The sequence below is a fragment of the Xylanibacter brevis P6B11 genome (assembly GCF_000621825.1).
Taxonomy (GTDB): Bacteria; Bacteroidota; Bacteroidia; order Bacteroidales; family Bacteroidaceae; genus Prevotella; species Prevotella brevis.
This window is the reverse complement of record NZ_JHXG01000003.1, coordinates 261077-279939: the sequence shown is the minus strand read 5'-3', so window position 1 is coordinate 279939 and position 18863 is coordinate 261077. Positions and strand designations below refer to the sequence as shown.

General features: G+C 52.1%; 13 protein-coding genes. 11 read left to right on the top strand and 2 right to left on the bottom strand.

Annotated features, from left to right (window positions below):
- Positions 1-130 precede the first annotated feature (130 nt).
- The 11 genes from T496_RS0101195 (at position 131) to porE (ending at position 17985) form a co-directional block, all read left to right on the top strand.
- Positions 131-3196, top strand: a complete 3066-nt coding sequence (locus tag T496_RS0101195; RefSeq protein WP_027449120.1) for a SusC/RagA family TonB-linked outer membrane protein — start codon at positions 131-133, stop codon at positions 3194-3196.
- A gap of 70 nt (positions 3197-3266) precedes the next feature.
- Positions 3267-4910: a RagB/SusD family nutrient uptake outer membrane protein gene (locus T496_RS0101190; RefSeq protein ID WP_027449119.1), complete on the top strand. Its 1644-nt coding sequence runs from the start codon at positions 3267-3269 to the stop codon at positions 4908-4910.
- A 289-nt stretch (positions 4911-5199) separates the two neighbouring features.
- Positions 5200-6138: a FixH family protein gene (locus T496_RS14300; RefSeq protein ID WP_027449118.1), complete on the top strand. Its 939-nt coding sequence runs from the start codon at positions 5200-5202 to the stop codon at positions 6136-6138.
- A 56-nt stretch (positions 6139-6194) separates the two neighbouring features.
- A complete protein-coding gene (locus tag T496_RS0101180; protein WP_027449117.1) occupies positions 6195-8177 on the top strand; it encodes a TonB-dependent receptor in 1983 nt (660 codons plus the stop codon).
- Positions 8177-9361: a dicarboxylate/amino acid:cation symporter gene (locus T496_RS13145; protein WP_052342009.1), complete on the top strand. Its 1185-nt coding sequence runs from the start codon at positions 8177-8179 to the stop codon at positions 9359-9361. Before T496_RS0101180 ends, T496_RS13145 begins: the two co-directional genes overlap by 1 nt.
- A gap of 205 nt (positions 9362-9566) precedes the next feature.
- The gene (cysK, locus tag T496_RS0101170; RefSeq protein WP_027449116.1) at positions 9567-10514 is read left to right on the top strand and encodes a cysteine synthase A; all 948 of its coding nucleotides are present in this window, start codon (positions 9567-9569) and stop codon (positions 10512-10514) included.
- A 586-nt stretch (positions 10515-11100) separates the two neighbouring features.
- Positions 11101-11976 carry a pyridoxal 5'-phosphate synthase lyase subunit PdxS gene (gene pdxS / locus T496_RS0101165; protein WP_027449115.1) on the top strand — a complete coding sequence of 292 codons (876 nt, stop codon included), beginning with the start codon at positions 11101-11103 and terminating at the stop codon, positions 11974-11976.
- 5 nt (positions 11977-11981) lie between these two features.
- Positions 11982-12533: a pyridoxal 5'-phosphate synthase glutaminase subunit PdxT gene (gene pdxT, locus T496_RS0101160; protein ID WP_027449114.1), complete on the top strand. Its 552-nt coding sequence runs from the start codon at positions 11982-11984 to the stop codon at positions 12531-12533.
- Between the two features lie 190 nt (positions 12534-12723).
- Positions 12724-13728, top strand: a complete 1005-nt coding sequence (locus tag T496_RS0101155) for a class II fructose-bisphosphate aldolase (RefSeq protein WP_027449113.1) — start codon at positions 12724-12726, stop codon at positions 13726-13728.
- 113 nt (positions 13729-13841) lie between these two features.
- Positions 13842-15926: a DNA topoisomerase 3 gene (locus tag T496_RS0101150; protein WP_027449112.1), complete on the top strand. Its 2085-nt coding sequence runs from the start codon at positions 13842-13844 to the stop codon at positions 15924-15926.
- 28 nt (positions 15927-15954) lie between these two features.
- Positions 15955-17985 carry a PorE family type IX secretion system protein gene (porE, locus tag T496_RS13140; protein ID WP_044110395.1) on the top strand — a complete coding sequence of 677 codons (2031 nt, stop codon included), beginning with the start codon at positions 15955-15957 and terminating at the stop codon, positions 17983-17985.
- Here porE and T496_RS14295 read toward each other — a convergent pair.
- A complete protein-coding gene (locus T496_RS14295; RefSeq protein ID WP_197018912.1) occupies positions 17972-18334 on the bottom strand; it encodes a DUF5056 domain-containing protein in 363 nt (120 codons plus the stop codon). The genes porE and T496_RS14295 overlap by 14 nt on opposite strands.
- Entirely contained in the window at positions 18321-18857 is a 537-nt protein-coding gene (locus tag T496_RS0101135; protein ID WP_027449111.1) for an RNA polymerase sigma factor, read from the bottom strand. The genes T496_RS14295 and T496_RS0101135 overlap by 14 nt, the downstream gene beginning before the upstream one ends.
- Positions 18858-18863 lie beyond the last annotated feature (6 nt).

The window sequence follows — 18863 nt, the reverse complement described above, 5'->3', positions numbered from 1 at the left end:
TTTTTGCCCATCAGCAGTCAAATACCACACACAGGGTATGCGAATGCCGCACACATGGGATTGTGGGAGCCCCGAAACCGCCGTACCTTTGCACCGTCAAAAGTATTAAACAGAAAAGGAAGGATAAGGTATGAAGAGTTTTCAGACAACACGATTAACTTTATTAGCATTGGCCATTGTTTCCCACCTTGCGGCGTTGGCTGCCCCCATTATTGGTAAGGTAGCCGACGCCGAGACGGGAGAAGCCATCATTGGTGCAACAATCTATGACGCCCGCAATCACGTGGGTGTGGTATCCGATGCCGAGGGCCACTTCAGAATCGACGTGGCATCATTTCCGTCAGAGTTAAAGATCAGTTATATCGGTTACGAACAGCAGACCATTCGTGTGAAGGGCGATGACAAAAACATCATGGTGGCACTGAAAGAGGAAGACCACAAGCTGAACGAGGTAGTGGTAGTGGGCTATGGCACGCAGAAACGCACGCAACTGACTGGTAGCGTAACGAAGTTGAAAGCCGACATCTTTGAAAAGGTCACTGCACCGACTTTGGACGTTGCCTTGGGCGGACAAGTGGCAGGCCTCAACGTGACAGCCAGTAGCGGACAGCCTGGCAGCGACAGCCATATTCGCATCCGTGGTGGAAACTCCGTGAATGCCAGCAACGAGCCTCTTTATGTGGTCGATGGCTTCATCTACTTCAAAGATGCTGCCAACAACAGTACAGGCATCGGAGCCATCGAGGGTTCACTGAATCCGCTGGCAACCATCAACCCCAATGATATCGAATCGATTGAGGTACTGAAAGATATCTCTGCCACAGCTATCTATGGCTCGCGCGGTGCCAATGGTGTGATTCTCATCACCACCAAGAAAGGAAAGCCTGGCGACGGGAAAGCCCACGTGAGCTATAACTACTCACTGGGTGTGAGCAACATTGCCAAGAAGTTAAGTCTGCTGAACGCCAGCGAATGGGCACAGTATCAGAAAGACTACTATAGTAATAAAGGTGGCTACAACGATGCTGAGATTGCAGCACTGGGTAAAGGCACAGACTGGCAGGATGCCGTGACACGCACGGCCATCCAGCAAACCCACGAAGTGAGCATCAATGGTGGTACAGAGAAAAACCGCTATGCCTTTTCAGCCAACTACACAGATCAGGATGGCGTGATTCTGAACTCTGATTTCCAGCGCTATAACTTCCACACCAACGTGGAATGGGAGCTGCAGAAAGACTGGCGTTTTGGCGTCAATGCCACCTACGGACGTTCCAAACAACAAGGACTGACCACCGCCGAGGCAAAGGTGTTTAACTCATCGCCCTTCTCGGCAGGCATCACCAACAGCTTTGTCTATGCACTGCTGATGCCACCAGTGGTAAGCGTGTACAATGCCGATGGCTCGTATAACTTCGGCAATCCGTACGAATATGCCTACTTTGCCATAGGTGATCATTCCGCAAATCCTGTCTATGACCTGAGGGAGAGCGTGGCCGAAAATATTAACAACTACCTTTTGAGCAACATTTGGACTACGCTACGTATCGACCACCTCACCCTTAAGGCCTCTCTTGGACTAAACAGCGAGAAACTCACACAGAACTATTTCTCGGGTGCCTACACCTCGCTGGGACTTGCAACACAGGGTATTGGTGGTACAGGCAACCGCCAGACGGACGTATGGCAACAGGAATACACAGCGACCTACGACCTGGACCTCGACCAGCAGCATATCGACATTCTGGGCGGATACACACGCCAGACACAGACGTCAACACATAGTGCCATTCGCACCAACCACTTCACAAACGAGAGCTTAAAGCAATACAATCTGGGCGACGGTGCCGAGATATATACGCCAAAGACGGGTATCAGTGAAGCCAAACTGAACAGCTTCATCGCCCGCGTCAACTACACGCTGGCCGACCGCTACAATGCCACTGCCACCTTCCGTGCAGACAACAGCAGTCGCTTTGCAGCAGACCACCGCTGGGGCTACTTCCCTTCACTGGGACTGTCGTGGAATGTTGACAGGGAGAAATTTCTGCAGGGTATTCACGATATCGACTACCTAAAGGTGCGACTGACCGGTGGTCTGGTGGGCAATCAGGAAATCAGCGACTATGCCTTTACCACCAGTTACGCCACTGGCTCATATGGCGGCAGCAGTAGCTACGCCAAACAGAACACGGCCAACGACAAACTGAAGTGGGAAACGACGGCATCTTACAACTTTGGCATAGACCTGGGGTTGTGGAACGACCGTGTGAGCGTGGTGTTTGATGCCTACTACAAGAAGACCAGCGACCTGCTGCTGGTGGTTCCAATGGGCTTCTCTTCGGGTGTCACCACCCAACTGCAGAACGTGGGAAACGTGGAGAACAAGGGTGTCGAGCTGGCTGTCAACGCAACACTGCTGCAGCGCAAGGGACTGCGCTGGACAGCATCGGCCAACGTAGCCTACAACCACAACGAGATCACCAACATGGGCACCACGAACAACGTAATCCAAGGTTCAGACAACCAGCAGATTCTAAGACGCGGCGAAGCACTGGGCTCGTTCTACGGACTGCGGTTTGCAGGTATCGTGCAAAGCGATGAGGACGTAAGCAAGCTGCCCACCATCAACGGACAGACGCCTAAGCCAGGCGATCTGAAGTTCGTGGACACCGACGACAATGGTCACATTGACGGCAACGACCGACAGATTCTGGGTAGCATCCAACCAGACGTTGTCTATGGCTTCTCGACACAACTCACATGGCACGACTTTGACCTCTCTGCATCGTTTGCCGGCAGCTATGGCAACGAGGTGTACAATGCGCTGGGCCGCCGACTGGAACTGACCAACGACTCGTACAACGTGCTGAGCACTATCAAAGACTCGTGGACACCAAGTCATGGCGGCAACACGCTACCCCTAGCTTCTAATGCTCGTCCTATCGGCTACATAGACAGTCGCTACGTACAGGATGCCAGCTATTTGAAACTCAGAAACCTGACCATTGGCTACAATCTTAAAGTGGACAGTGCTAAATGGAAAGTTGAAAGTCTTCGCCTCTATGCAACGGCATCAAACCTCTTCACCCTTACATCCTATAAGGGCTACGACCCCGAAGTGGCCAGTGGCACCGACAGCGGTGTCTATCCTTCATCGCGTAGCTTCGTGTTTGGCGTGAACATCTCATTGTAATCATTCAACTAACATAAAAAGAGGAAATAAACATTATTGTATTAACTAAAGGTAAAAAGGAGATTTCAGTATGAAGAAAGCAAGAATCCTACTCAGTGCCGCTTTGGCAACAACCCTTTCACTTGGTTTTGTGTCATGCTCTAGCAATGACAGTGACAATCAGGTAACCGATGAGAATGTCGTAGCCGATGACGCCTCAGCCCTCTCGCTCGTCAATGGTGTTTACAGTCACTGGCAGCCCCTGTCATCGTCGTTCTCATTCATCATTGAGCTGAACTCAAACAAGCTCATTTCTTTCGAAGGTGAGGAAAGTGAAGCTGGTCCGGTCAACAGCCGTTTCGAACAGGAGCCCACCACGTGGTATCAAGTTAAGATTTTCAACCACCTGCTGCTCGGCATTGCTCAGGCCAATGAGGCCATCACGACAATCAACAATTCGGTGGAAGCCGGAAAAGTCACACAAGCAGGCTACAACGCTGCAGTTGGTAAAGCTAAGTTTCTGCGTGCTTTGGCCTATCTAAAGTTGGCCCAATTGTGGGGAGAAGTGCCCGTATTCACAGAGAATGGCGGCTCTACAACAGAACGACAGAGCATCGACAACGTGCTGGCTCAGGTGGTTAAAGACTTCACCGATGCTGAGTCACTGCTGAAAGACTACGACGGCGACCCACGCACACCGTCAAAACAGGCAGCTCAGGCACTGCTGGCTCGTACTTACCTGGTATGGGGCGACAACCCGCTCTCTGCTGCAGAGGTGCAAGCCATTGCTGCCGGCCAGACAGACCCTCAGTTCACAAAGACAGACAGTCGTTTGGAGAAGGCTGTGGAATATGCAAACAAAGTGATCAACAGCGGTCTGCTGGCACTCGACCCCGACTTCAGCAAACTCTATGGTCGTGACTACGAGAGCAACAAGCGCGGCACCAACGAGCATCTGTTCACCATTGCTCACGATGGCGACAAAGTGGATGCCCAGGGCAACCACCAGACACACTGCTCGTGGACATTCCCCTTCCAGAATGGTGAGAACGGCAATGGTTACACACAGAACCACACCGAGGTGGCAGATGACAACCTGTATGACGACTGGAAACGCGAACAACCCAACGACAAGCGACTGGCAGAGACCTACCTCATTGAAGTCAAAAACCCTGAAGATCAAAAGATCTACCATTACTACTCACCCGTATATACGCCCATCAACGGCAAAGGAGTTGATCAGAGCTACGAAGACGCCGAGAATCTGGAGATCACTAAAAACAGCGTTGACCGCATCGAAATCCGCTATGCAGAGGTACTGCTCATCAAGGCTGAGGCCCTGGTACAACTGGGTCGCAACAGCGAGGCTGCAGAGCCCTTCAACCAGTTGCGTCGCCGTGCAGGCATCGCAGAGGTCAGCGCTCCCACCTTCGAACAGATCAAACGTGAATGGGACTATGAGTTTACCTACGAGCAGTTCTCGGTATTCAACTCTTATCGTTGGAAGGACCTGATTAGCAGCGTTAAGAAGGTAGCCAGCTATAAGCACTTTGCCGACAACTGGAAGACCGCACTTGGCAACACCTACAATGCCGACCAGGAGGCCTACTTCACCAAGGTGCACAACCACCTGCGTGCTAAATACAACAACGTTCGCGGACGCCACTATCGCCAGCCTATTCCCACAGGTCTGAGCGGTGAAGACCTTGGCATTGCACAGAACCCTGGATATTAATTAATTCCTAAGACTATACAAAAAAGAGGGGGAAATCGACCACTGCAGGTTGTCGATTTCCCCCTCACCTTTATCTTATACCTTCATCATGGTATGCGAATGCCTTGAACATGGGATTGTGAGGGCGAGAAAAGCATTGTACCTTTGCATCGTCAAAAGCCCTCTAAGTTAGGGGGATGGGGGTCTGAACAGGCGCAGGCATCCCATAGAAAGAATATTTTTGGTCTGGTTCTCGTCTGTTCAGACCCCTAATCCCCTAACTTAGGGGACTTTAAAAAAGGTAAGGAATATGAAAAAAGTAAAAGGATTGTTTTTAGTTTTAGTCGTTGTAGCACTGACAGCCTGCAACAGCAACGACGACGGCGTGCAGGCGGGTATTGAGATTCCCGGTATCACCATCACGGATGACATAGATTGCTGTTCTGCAGAAGAGGCACTACAGGTATATCGTTTCCTACAGACACTTAAGATCGTGCCAGAGCTACAGACCGAGGTTGACGGCAAGTACAACGTGTTTGCCTATACGAAGACTGGTGATTTTCACAATGGTTACAACGAAGTATTCTTTGTGGCAACCAAGAAGGCCACAGGCAACTACATCAAGAACTTCGAGATTTCTGGACTGACACCACTGATGCACATGGTGAAAATGGATATGTACCATAGCACGCCAGTGGGACCCGAAACAGAAAGTTTCAACGACAACTACCTGGCCGTGCAGCGCACATGGGTCTCGTTTGTCATGAACACCAGCGATGCCGGCTCCTGGTCTCTGTCGTACAACGCGTTGATACTTGGCACGAAAGGTGGCATTGACAAGCGCGAGATTGTGGTCAACGCCCTACCCGACGGACAGGCCTGGGTGAAATCGTTTAAGGCAGGCAACGACACATACTACCTGTCACTGGTGAACCCCTCTGACTTCGAGACGGGAACCAACGAGATCCAAGCCTATATATCGAAAAAGAGTGCGAAAGCTACCGATCCGTATCAGGTTGCCACCGAGACGTTTATCGTGGATATCGACCCACGCATGCCAGACATGGGCAACCATACCTCGCCCAACAACACGCCACTCGTGAAACAAGAGGATGGCAGTTACAAAGGCACCATCAACCTGACGATGACTGGCCTGTGGCGTATCCACCTGACGGTCAAGGATGAACAGGGCAATGTGGTGGCTGGCGACAGCGAGCTGAGTTCGCTTTACTGGGACGTGACCATATAATTGATCGACCATATATAATCATAGAGAAAGCTATTCGATAACAGAAAAGAGATTGTATGATAGGAGTCATTTTGCTATCAGCCATATTATTAGGAGACACCCTCACCACCTCGTCACAGAATCTGGACGAGGTGGTAGTTGTATCACGCGGACAGGGTGGAAAGCGTTCTACGAAAGGACAGGTGGCTACCATCGACGAGCACCTGCAGGAACTGAACCATGTAGAACTGGTGCGACGCGGCTCGTATGCGTGGGAGCCTATGGTGAACAACATGCAGACCGAAAGGTTATCTACAACCATCGACGGCATGAAGATATTCTATGCTTGCACGGACAAGATGGACCCCGTCACCTCCTATGTAGAAAGCAGCAATCTGCAGAGCATCACCCTGAACAGTGGCCTCAACGGCAATCCACAGGCTACGGGCAACATCGGTGGCGCACTGGACCTGAAACTGCGCAAGGCTGGTTTTCTGCACCACCTTGATTCACGCGACATCTATAAGTTCAACGCAAACACCGGCTACGAGACGAATGGCCATGTGCAGGTGTATGGCGCTGACGGGGCTTACTCTTCGAAACAGTTCTACGTCAACGGAGGGGCGTTCTATCGCCATGCCGACAACTACAAAGCTGGCGGCAGTCGCAAGGTGGACTTCTCGCAGTTTCAGAAAGTAAACGCCTTTGTGAACAGTGGCTATCGCCTGGCCCCCAACGATGCCCTTGAAGGCACGTTTATCTACGACCGGGCCACAGATGTGGGCTATCCCGCACTGAACATGGATGTGGCTAAGGCCGAAGCATTTATCACCTCGCTGGCCTACAAGCATCTGTTCGAAAACTCGATATGGGAATCGTGGGAGACCAAGGGCTACTACAACCACATCACCCATATCATGGACGACACCACACGCCCCGACGTGCAGATACATATGGACATGCCCGGCAAGAGTTGGACATCGGGCTTCTACTCCACGCTCACCTCACAGTTCACATGGCTTCGTGTGCCCAATGGTGTATCGCTGAACATCGACGGCTATTACAACCGCCTTTTTGCCGACATGACGATGTATCCCGGCGGAGCCGCCCCCATGTACATGGTCACATGGCCCGACGTGGGCACGCTGAACATGGGTGCAGCCATCACCGACGACATCCGCTTGACGGATCATTCCACGGTGCATCTCTCAGGAAAACTCTCGTGGCAGCACCAGCGACTGAACAACGAAGAAGGTTACAAAGCCTTGCGGGTGTTCTTTCCAGGCATGCATCAACAGTATCATCAGACCACCGGTCGCATCGCAGCCAACTATCAGTTATCAACTGTCAATCATCAGTTCAACATTGGTGCCGGATGGGGAAGCCGTGCGCCCACGGTGACAGAGGCCTATGGTTACTACCTGAACAACACATTCGACCAGTATGACTACATCGGCAACCCACGTCTGAAGAACGAGAGTGCGATAGAACTGAACACAAACTTCAATTTTACAATTCTTCCATCTTTCAATTTTTCAATTGATGCCAACGCGTTCTTCTTCTCCAACTACATCATCGGCCAGTTCGAGAACCGACTCAGCGCCATGACCGTGGGAGCAGAAGGCGTCAAGGTGTATGGCAACATCAGTCATGCCACGATAGCCAATACCACCTTATCGGCCGAATGGCGACCAGTGAAAGGTCTGCGGTGGCAAGCCAAAGGCAGCTACAGCACCGGACGCGACGACGAGGGAGACTATCTGCCTCTGATCTCGCCCTTCAGTTACCAGACACGTCTTTCCTATGCCACAGGATCGTTGGCCTTTCAGGCAGAAGTGAAGGGAAATGCGCTGCAGTCTAACTACGGCGAGAAGTATGGCGAGACGAAGACAAACGCCTGGACGGTTGTGGGCTTGTCGGGCTCATATGCCTGGAGCCACATTGTATTGAGGGCTGGCGTGGAGAACCTCTTCGACAGATACTATTCCACCTATGCCGACTGGTGCCACATTCCACAGAAAGGACGCAATATTTACGTGAATTTATCGTTTGAACTATAATGAAAAGAACTATTATTTGGATTATGGCACTCGTCGTTGGTGCCGTTTTGGGAATGTTGGGCATCACATGGCTCGACGATGTGATGAACTTCATTGCTACCATCTACACACGCTTATTCCAGTTGTTGGCCGTGCCCACCATCATCCTGGCTGTCATCACCACACTGGCCACATTCGGTTCGAAGGGAACGGGAAAAGTCTTCGTGCGCACCCTGAGCTACACCCTGCTCACCACCATTGCCGCCGCTGCCGTAGGTGCTGTGCTTTATGTTATCGTGGCTCCTGGCTTACTGCCCATAGATGCTCTAAGTGGTGTTTCTCAGCCATCGGACATCAGCCCTCAGACATCTTACGCCGACCACCTCATCTCGGTCATCCCCAACAATATTGTCAAGCCCGTGCTCGAGGGTAATGTCCTGTCGTTGCTGCTACTGGCTTTTGCCGTCGGCATTGGACTCTCTAAACTGCCCGACAGCGAGAACAAGGCCGTCGTCACCAAAGGACTGCTCGGGCTGCAGGAACTGCTCTTCCTCTTGATACGCTGGCTCATCGCCACACTGCCGCTGGGCATCGTAGCCTTCTCGGCACAGTTGTCCGCACAGGTCAGTGCAGGCGTCATCGCCGATTCGATTGGCAGGTATGTCCTGGTCGTACTGGGTGGCAACGTGATTCAGTTCTTCGTGGTGCTGCCGCTGTTCCTGCTGCTGAGGGGCTTGAATCCTGTTCACGTCTTGAGCCGCATGGTGCCTGCCGTACTGATGGCGCTGTTCACCAAGAGCAGTGCAGCCACCCTACCCGTCACGATGGAGACAGCCGAAGAGCGACTCGGCATCAAGAGAAACATCGCCCGCTTTGTGCTGCCCATCTGTACCACGATCAACATGAACGGTTGTGCCGCATTTATCCTCGTCACCTCACTCTTTGTGATGCAGCAAGGCGGCGAGCCCATCACCCTTGGCACCATCCTCCTATGGCTCGTCATATCGGTTGTGTCGGCCGTGGGTAATGCTGGCGTCCCCATGGGATGCTATTTCCTCACCCTCTCACTGATGTCGGGCATCGGTGCACCTGTTGCCGTGCTGGGCATCATCCTGCCTATCTACACCATTATCGACATGGTGGAAACAGCCGAAAACGTGTGGTCTGACTCGTGCGTTGCAGCGATGGTTGACCACGATTTATAGACTTTTTTCACCAAAATACCACGTTCATGGTATGCAAATAACCCACCCGTGGTATTGTGGGGATGAGAAAAACGCCGTAACTTTGCACCGTCGAACATTAATAATCACGATGTCAAGATGATTGATCATTAAAAGCATCACAAAAAAAACAGAGAGACAACAAAAGAAAACGTCATTGGACAAATTAAACAATAAGGATAAGGTTATGAGTAAAATTGCAAAACAGCTGACCGAGCTCGTCGGCAACACCCCACTTTTGGAGCTCAACAAGTATTCTAAGGCACAAGGACTGGACACTCCCGTCATTGCCAAAGTAGAGTTTTTCAACCCCGGCGGTAGTGTAAAAGACCGCATCGCACTGGCGATGATTGAGGACGCAGAGCAGAAAGGTATTCTGAAACCCGGCGCCACCATCATCGAACCCACCAGCGGAAACACGGGCGTAGGATTGGCTCTGGTATCAGCCGTTAAGGGCTACCACCTTATCCTTACCATGCCTGAAACCATGAGTGTAGAGCGCCGCAACCTCGTTAAAGCCTATGGAGCCGAGGTTCGTCTTACCTCAGGAAAAGACGGTATGCCAGGTGCCATCCGCGCTGCCGAGGAGCTGCGCGACAGCATTCCCGGAAGTGTGATCCTGCAGCAGTTTGAGAATGGTGCCAACCCTGCTAAGCACTATGCCACCACAGGTCCTGAGATCTGGCGCGACACCGACGGTCAGGTTGACATCTTCATCGGCGGTGTGGGTACTGGCGGTACCATCAGCGGCACTGGTAAGTACCTGAAGGAGCAGAACCCCAACGTGAAGATCATCGCTGTGGAGCCCAAGTCGAGCCCTGTGCTGAATGGTGGTCAGAGCGGACCTCACAAGATTCAGGGCATCGGAGCAGGTTTTATTCCTAAGACCTACAACTCTGACGTTATCGACGAGGTATTCGATGTAGAGAACGACGATGCTATTCGCACGGGCCGCGAGATTGCTCAGCAGGAAGGTCTGCTGGTAGGTATCTCTGCAGGTGCTGCTCTCTACGCAGCCATCCAGGTGGCTAAGCGCCCAGAGAACAAAGGTAAGAAGATTGTTGTGCTGCTGCCCGACACCGGCGAGCGCTACCTCTCTACCGTTCTCTACGCATTCGAGGACTATCCCTTGTAAACTAAATAATCGATACCATTCACTGGGAGTGTGCATATTTGCGCACTCCCTTTTCTTTTGTACAAAGGTTGATATGGAAAGACTGGTCGCTGGCTTCGTTATTCTCACTATAAAGCGAAAGGAAAGCGGCTGTTTTACGTGGTAATAGTGGCTGTTTTAGTTTCTAATAGTGGCACTATTGCCTTGCAATTCGGTAAGTTTTGCACCGCATCTAGAGTCTGGAAATGCGCTATCTAGAGTCTAGATGCACTCGTTCTAGAGTCTAGATTTACCCATTCTAGAGTCTGGAATCATCCTTTCTAGAGTCTATAACCGAAATAAGAGCCAAACTATTGGTACATAAAAGCGACAATATAAGCCCGCAAAACGCCAGGAACAGGCCTGCCATTCGCCCTCTATTGAAGGAAGAAACTGGCTCCCCCACTCGATGCCCATCGAGCTATTATTTTACCAAATTGTGCTTTCTTTTACCATAAACGGAACATTCGGGGGTATTCTCCCGTTTTCTTCGTTCCTTTGCACCGCAAACAAAACTATATAAAAGATTGTTTCCCCAACAGATTATCAACTATAACGAAATAAGAAAATGACAAACGAAAGACAAAAGCTTAACCGTGAGTTAGCCCAGATGTTGAAGGGCGGAGTGATTATGGATGTGACAACACCCGAGCAGGCCAAGATAGCCGAGGAAGCAGGTGCTTGTGCCGTGATGGCGCTGGAGCGCATTCCTGCCGATATCCGTGCCGCTGGCGGTGTGTCAAGAATGAGTGATCCCAAGATGATTCGTGGCATTCAGGAGGCCGTGAGCATCCCCGTGATGGCTAAATGCCGTATCGGTCACATTGCCGAGGCACAGATTCTGCAGGCCATCGAGATCGACTACATCGACGAGAGCGAGGTGCTGAGCCCTGCCGATAACATCTACCACATCGACAAGACCAAGTTCGACGTGCCCTTCGTCTGCGGTGCCAAGAACCTGGGTGAGGCATTGCGCCGCATCGCCGAGGGTGCTACCATGATTCGCACCAAGGGCGAACCCGGCACAGGAGACGTGGTACAGGCCGTGAGCCACATGCGCATGATGCAGAGCGAGATTCGCCGTCTGGTGAGCATGAGCGAGGACGAGCTCTTCGAGGCTGCCAAGCAGTTGCAGGCTCCCTACGAGCTGGTGAAGTATGTTCACGAGAATGGAAAACTGCCCGTTGTCAACTTTGCCGCTGGTGGCGTAGCAACACCTGCCGACGCTGCCCTGATGATGCAGTTGGGCGCTGAGGGCGTGTTTGTGGGCAGTGGTATCTTCAAGAGTGGCAACCCACGCAAGCGCGCTGCAGCCATCGTCAAGGCTGTCACCAACTATCAGGATTCTAAGATGCTGGCTGAGCTCTCAGAGGATCTTGGCGAGGCAATGGTTGGTATCAACGAGCACGAGATCGAGCTTCTGATGGCAGAACGAGGAAAATAAGCGTCATGAGAATAGCTGTATTAGCACTACAAGGAGCATTTGCCGAACACGAGCAAATGCTCCACCGTTTAGGCGTAGAGACCTTCCAGGTGCGCCAGTTGGCCGACTGGCAGCAACCGAAAGACGGACTGATCATTCCCGGTGGCGAATCCACCACACAGGGAAAACTGCTCCACGACCTGGGCCTCTTCGAACCCATCCGCCAGGCCATCAGTGAGGGACTTCCCGTCTTTGGCACCTGCGCCGGCCTGATCCTGCTGTCGCCCATGCACCTGGGCACCATGGACATCAGCGTGCAGCGCAATGCCTATGGCCGCCAGTTGGGCAGTTTCCACACCACTGCCGCCGTGAAAGGCATTGGCGAAAACGTGCCCATGACCTTCATCCGTGCACCCTATATCAAGGAAGTGCTGTCGCCCCAGTGCGAGGTACTGGCAGAAGTTGACGGACACATCGTGGCAGCGCGCCAAGGCAAACAGCTGGTCACCGCTTTTCATCCGGAATTAGATCAGGACACCAGCGTGCATCAAGCCTTCCTGAACCTCATCACGGAATAGGTCGAATGATTTTGTCAACTGCATGTTGCATTTTTACCAAATCAGAATAAAAGTAGGTTAAAAGGAGTTGCTATTCCTTGGAAAACAAGGTAAGAAATATCCAATTCCTTCTTTTATTTAAAAATAATGTACTACCTTTGCGGGCAGAAAAAATTAAACTTCAATCAAACATTTTAAGTAAATAACGATTATGGTAAATTACAAGGATTTGGGTCTCGTAAATACTCGCGAGATGTTCAAGAAGGCTGTAGCCGGTGGTTACGCTATCCCCGCATTCAACTTCAACACCATGGAGCAGATGCAGGCTATCGTTCAGGCTGCTGTTGAGACAAAGTCTCCTGTTATCATGCAGGTTTCTAAGGGTGCTCGTAACTATGCTAACGCTACTATTCTGCGTTACATGGCTGAGGGTGCTGTACAGTATGCTAAGGAGCTGGGATGCGAGCATCCTGAGATTGTTCTTCACCTCGACCACGGTGATAGCTTCGAGCTCTGCAAGGATTGTATCGACATGGGCTTCTCTAGCGTTATGATCGACGGTTCTTCACTGCCCTACGAGGAGAACATCGCCCTGACCAAGAAGGTTGTTGACTACGCTCACCAGTACGATGTAACTGTTGAGGCTGAGCTCGGCGTTCTGGCTGGTGTTGAGGACGAGGTTGTTGCTGAGGAGTCTCACTACACCAAGCCCGAGGAAGTTATCGACTTCGCTACTCGCACAGGTTGCGACTCACTGGCTATCTCTATCGGTACTTCTCACGGTGCTTACAAGTTCAAGCCCGAGCAGTGCACACGCGATCCCAAGACTGGTAAGCTCGTTCCTCCCCCATTGGCATTCGACGTTCTCGCTGAGATCGAGAAGAAGCTCCCCGGATTCCCCATCGTGCTCCACGGTTCTTCTTCAGTTCCTCAGGACGAGGTTGACACCATCAACAAGTTCGGTGGTAACCTGCCCGATGCAGTAGGTATCCCCGAGGAGCAGCTCCGTCAGGCTGCTAAGAGCGCTGTTTGCAAGATCAACATCGACTCTGACTCACGTCTGGCTATGACTGCTGCCATTCGCCAGCACTTCGCTGAGCATCCCGATCACTTCGATCCTCGCCAGTACCTGAAGCCCGCTCGCGAGAACATGAAGAAGATGTACATCCACAAGATTGTGAATGTGCTCGGTTCTGACGGCAAACTGGCTCAGTAATCCATAAAGCCACTTATAAAAGAGGGAAAGACCACTGGTTTTTCCCTCTTTCTTTTTGCCCATTACTAAAAAATGCTTACCTTTGCCAAATAATAAAAAAGAAGAAACAAAGCATGATTGTTTGCATTGCAGAGAAGCCCAGTGTGGCAAAAGATATTGCACGAATTATTGGTGCAACAGCTTCGCACGATGGCTATATGGAAGGTAACGGCTATCAGGTGACGTGGACGTTCGGTCACCTGTGCGAGCTGAAGATGCCCGAAGACTACACGCCCATGTGGAAGTCGTGGAGTCTGTCGTCACTCCCCATGATTCCCCCTAAGTTTGGCATCCGTCTGAAGGAAGATGAAGGCATCAAGAAGCAGTTTGCCACCATCGAACGACTGATGTCGCAGGCCGACAGCATCATCAACTGTGGTGACGCCGGACAGGAGGGTGAGCTCATCCAGCGCTGGGTGATGCAGAAGGCACAGGTGAAGTGCCCCGTGCAGCGATTGTGGATTTCTTCTATGACCGACGAGGCCATCCGCGAGGGCTTTGCCAACCTGAAGGACCAGACCGAATATCAGTCACTCTACTTGGCAGGACTGAGCCGGGCCGTGGGCGACTGGCTACTGGGCATCAACTGCACACGTCTTTATACCATTAAGTATGGACAGAACCGTCAGGTGCTGAGCATCGGTCGTGTGCAGACCCCCACGCTGGCACTGATTGTGAACCGCCAGAAGGAGATTGACAACTTCAAGCCCGAGCCCTATTGGGTGCTGGCCACCGTCTATCGCGACACCACGTTCACCGCCACATCGGGTAAGTTCACATCGAAAGAAGAAGGCGAGCAGGCCTTTGCCACCATCGAGGGAAAGCCTTTCGAGGTGACCAAGGTGGAGAAGAAAAACGGTAAAGAGACGCCGCCATCCCTCTACGACCTCACCTCGTTGCAGGTGGATTGCAATAAGAAGTTTGGCTTCTCGGCAGAGATGACACTGAACCTCATCCAGCAGCTCTACGAACAGAAGTTGGCCACCTATCCACGTGTGGACACCACCTTCCTGCCCGACGATGTCTATCCCAAGTGCCCCCAAACCATGAATGGCCTGTTTCAGGTGAAGTTTGCGGGTCAGGCGCCCTATGCCGACCTGGTGAAAGCCCTGGGTGGCAAACCACTTATCAAGTCGAAGAAGGTCTTCGACTCTTCCAAGGTGACCGACCACCACGCCATCATCCCCACAGGCATCGTCCCCCAGAACCTCACCGACATGCAGCGCAAGGTGTACGACCTCATCGCCCGCAGGTTCATTGCCGTGTTCTATGCCGACTGCCAGTTTGCACAGACCACCGTGCTGGGCAAAGTCGATGAGATTGAGTTCAAGGTGACCGGACGCACCATCCTGGATGCCGGCTGGCGCGCCGTCTATGCAAAGGATGTGCAGACCGAGGACGACGAGAAGAAGCCCGATGAAGAAGAGCGCACCCTGCCCGCGTTCACCAAGGGAGAAAGTGGGCCTCACACGCCTACACTGACGGAGAAGATGACCACACCGCCTAAGTTCTATACCGAAGCCACCCTGCTGCGTGCCATGGAGACTGCCGGCAAACTGGTTGACGATGAGGAACTGCGCCGTGCCATGAAGGAAAACGGCATCGGTCGTCCTTCTACGCGTGCGGCCATCATCGAGACCCTCTTCAAGCGCCATTACATCAAGAAAGAGCGCAAGAACCTGGTGGCCACGCCAACAGGCATCGAACTGATCGACCTGATTCGTGAGGAACTGCTGAAGAGTGCCGAACTGACTGGTATCTGGGAAAAGAAGCTTCGCGACATCGAAGCTCAGAAATACGACCCTAAAGTGTTTATCGACGAGCTGAAGAACCAAGTCAACGACATCGTGCGACAGGTCATTGCCGACCAGAGCAACCGTCGCGTGACCATCGAGGTAGCCCCCGCCCCCAAAGCCAAGGATGCACCGAAGGAGAAAGCGCCCAAGAAGAAACAAAAGAAGACCAAGACAGCCACCGAACAACCTAAGTCAACCGCCGAGCAGCCACAGTCTGCTTCTGCTACCACGGCGCTGGAAGGCACGCCCTGTCCCCTTTGCGGTCAAGGCACCATCATCAAAGGAAAGACGGCCTATGGTTGTTCACGTTGGAAGGAAGGATGTACCTTCCGTATGCCTTTCGATCAGCCCCTTAAGCAATAAAATGTCGATCCCGACGTTATATAAGGGTATGCGTAAGATATTCTTTATATTATATATAGGTATTGTCTGCATCCTGCTTTCAGGATGCGGAGCCGATACCGCTATGAAGAAGGGTGATAAGTATTACGCCCTCGGAGAATATTACGACGCTGCCACACAATACAAGAAAGCTTATTCGCAAACACCCGCCAAAGAGCGCCAGTTGCGCGGTCTTCGTGCACTAAAGATGGCCGACTGCTATCGCCGCATCAATCACACGCAGCGGGCTATTGCAGCCTATAAAAACGCCATCCGCTTCAAGCAGAAAGACTCGCTGACCCTGTTTCATCTGGGAAGACTGCAACTGAAGAACGGCAGCTATAAGGATGCTGAAAACACCTTCCTCGAGATGATAGAGGAAGGCAACCGGTCGCAGCTGGTCAAAAACGGTCTGCAGTCGGCCCGCATGGCACCGCAATGGAAGGCCGAGGCCGAATATTCAGGCTACACCGTCAAGCGTGAAGATATCTTCAACTCGCGCCGTACGGACTATTCACCGATGCTGGCAGGCGATGACTACAACCAGCTCTACTTCTCGTCCACACGCAATCAGGCCAAAGGCGACGAACTGAGCGGCATCACCGGCATGAAGAATGCCGATATTTTCGTGTCGCAAAAGGACGAGAAAGGGAAATGGCAGAAGCCCGAGGCTATCGAGTCTGACCTGAACAGCGATTTCGACGAGGGCGCTTGTGCTTTCACGCCCGACTTCAAGACGATGTATCTCACCGTCTGCAAGACCGACCCCAACTATCCTCGCTTTGCCAAGATAGCTACGGCCACACGCAGTGATGCCTCGTGGGGCAAGGCTACCGATCTGGAGATCACCAAGGACACGCTCTCTGCCTTTGCCCATCCTACCATCTCGCCCGATGGTGAATGGCTTTACTTCGTCAGCGACATGCCTGGCGGACTGGGCGGCTACGACATCTGGCGCATACAGATCACCGGTCGTGGACTGGTGGGACTGGAGAACCTGGGCGCGCCCATCAACACGGAAGGCAACGAGCTCTTTCCCTCTTTCCGTCCTAATGGCGACCTCTACTTCTCGAGCGACGGTCACCCCGGCATGGGCGGACTGGATATCTTCATTGCGAAGCCCATCACCGAAGAAAGACAGGAGGACACCTATGGTCAGACCTCTGAGCTTTATACCATAGAGCACCCTGGCGTGCCACTCAACTCGGCAGGCGATGACTTCGGCATGACCTTTGAAGGCCTGCACAACCGTGGTTTCTTCTCTTCCAATCGTGGCAATGCCAACGGTTGGGATCACATCTATTCGTTTGAGAAATCGGAAGTCATCCAGACCGTCAAGGGTTGGGTCTATGAAAAAGATGGTTATGAGTTGCCCCAGGCACTGGTATATATGGTGGGCAACGATGGAACAAATAAAAAACTGAATGTGAAAGGTGATGGTTCATTCACCGAAGAGATACACCCCGGTGTGGACTATGTTTTCCTGGGCACCTGCAAGGGATTCCTGAACCATAAGGAAGAACTGCGCGTAGAACCCGTCAAGGAGTCGGAGGAATATGTGCTGCAGTTCCCGTTGGCATCGCTTTCGGCACCTGTGCTGATACGAAACATCTTCTATGATTTCGATAAAGCCACCTTGCGACCTGAGTCCACACAGGCACTCGATAGCCTCATCACGCTGCTCAACGAGAATCCCAACATCACCATTGAGCTGAGCTCGCATACCGACTTCCGCGGCGCCGATGCCTACAACCAACGCCTGTCTCAGCGCCGTGCCGAGAGCGTGGTTCGCTACCTTATCGACCACGGCATTGCCGAAGACCGTTTGTCGCCTGTGGGTTATGGAGAAGGAAAGCCAAAGGTGGTGAAGCGCAAGCTCACCGAGACCTACCCCTGGCTGAAAGAAGGCGATGTGCTGACCGAGGAGTTTATCAACGCATTAAAAGACGAAGAGAAACAAGAGATTTGTCACCAGCTGAACCGCCGCACCGAGTTTATCGTGCTGCGCACCACTTATGGCCTAGGCGCTACAAATCACTAATCTTCAATTTATCACTATACATCAACTCGATGACGGCCACCAACAGGAGACCGCAGACCACCGACAGCAGTACCGACAGATTGATATTGAGCGGCTCGGGCATCATTACGTATGCCATCAGTGTGCGCATCATCACAACAAACTGTGCCATCAGCGATTCCCATCCGCGGAATACCACAAACAGCACCATGAAGACCGTGACGCAGAAGATGTTCCACAGGTGCGTAAACCAATTGACACGCTGTGGCAGCCGCTGCATCACACGATTGGTGAAGCCATTGTCAGCAACCGGTGTGCTGGCGACTTCACTGAAAAAGTTCTGTAATAAGCGTTCGTTATCTTCCATCATATCCATTCTGTCTTAAATAAGTTGCTAATTTCTCTTTCCCTCGCGAGAGGTGCGACTTCACCGTCCCCTCTTTCATGCCAGTTATCTTGGCAATGCCGGCGATGTCGTAACCCTCTATCAGTTGCAGGGTGATACAACTTCGTTCGTCGGGTTTCAGCAGTGCCAGCGCAGCATAGATATCCATCTGCAAGGCTGTCTGTGCACCACTGCTGCTTTGCTGTGGCACCACATCCACATCTTCCGTGATGCGATGCCGCCGCGTATAGTCGTAATAAACGTTATAAGCAATGCGCATGATCCACGTTTGAAAAGAAGCCAGACCTTTGAACGACGCGATGTTCGTATAAGCCTTGACAAAGGTATCTTGCGCCAGGTCGTCGCTCAGCTGACCATCCCCCAGCGTCTGGTTCAGGAAGAACTTGCGCACAGGCGACTGGTATCGGCGCACGAGCTCGTCGAAAGCTCGCTTATTGCCGAATACCGCCACCTGCGCTACCAGAGAAATGTCACTAAATGCAGCCACTTCTTA

Coding starts and splice junctions, on each gene's coding strand:
- T496_RS0101195 (WP_027449120.1), top strand. CDS start 131: ATGAAGAGTTTTCAGACAACACGATTAACTTTATTAGCATTGGCCATT.
- T496_RS0101190 (WP_027449119.1), top strand. CDS start 3,267: ATGAAGAAAGCAAGAATCCTACTCAGTGCCGCTTTGGCAACAACCCTT.
- T496_RS14300 (WP_027449118.1), top strand. CDS start 5,200: ATGAAAAAAGTAAAAGGATTGTTTTTAGTTTTAGTCGTTGTAGCACTG.
- T496_RS0101180 (WP_027449117.1), top strand. CDS start 6,195: ATGATAGGAGTCATTTTGCTATCAGCCATATTATTAGGAGACACCCTC.
- T496_RS13145 (WP_052342009.1), top strand. CDS start 8,177: ATGAAAAGAACTATTATTTGGATTATGGCACTCGTCGTTGGTGCCGTT.
- cysK (WP_027449116.1), top strand. CDS start 9,567: ATGAGTAAAATTGCAAAACAGCTGACCGAGCTCGTCGGCAACACCCCA.
- pdxS (WP_027449115.1), top strand. CDS start 11,101: ATGACAAACGAAAGACAAAAGCTTAACCGTGAGTTAGCCCAGATGTTG.
- pdxT (WP_027449114.1), top strand. CDS start 11,982: ATGAGAATAGCTGTATTAGCACTACAAGGAGCATTTGCCGAACACGAG.
- T496_RS0101155 (WP_027449113.1), top strand. CDS start 12,724: ATGGTAAATTACAAGGATTTGGGTCTCGTAAATACTCGCGAGATGTTC.
- T496_RS0101150 (WP_027449112.1), top strand. CDS start 13,842: ATGATTGTTTGCATTGCAGAGAAGCCCAGTGTGGCAAAAGATATTGCA.
- porE (WP_044110395.1), top strand. CDS start 15,955: ATGCGTAAGATATTCTTTATATTATATATAGGTATTGTCTGCATCCTG.
- T496_RS14295 (WP_197018912.1), bottom strand. CDS start 18,334: ATGATGGAAGATAACGAACGCTTATTACAGAACTTTTTCAGTGAAGTC.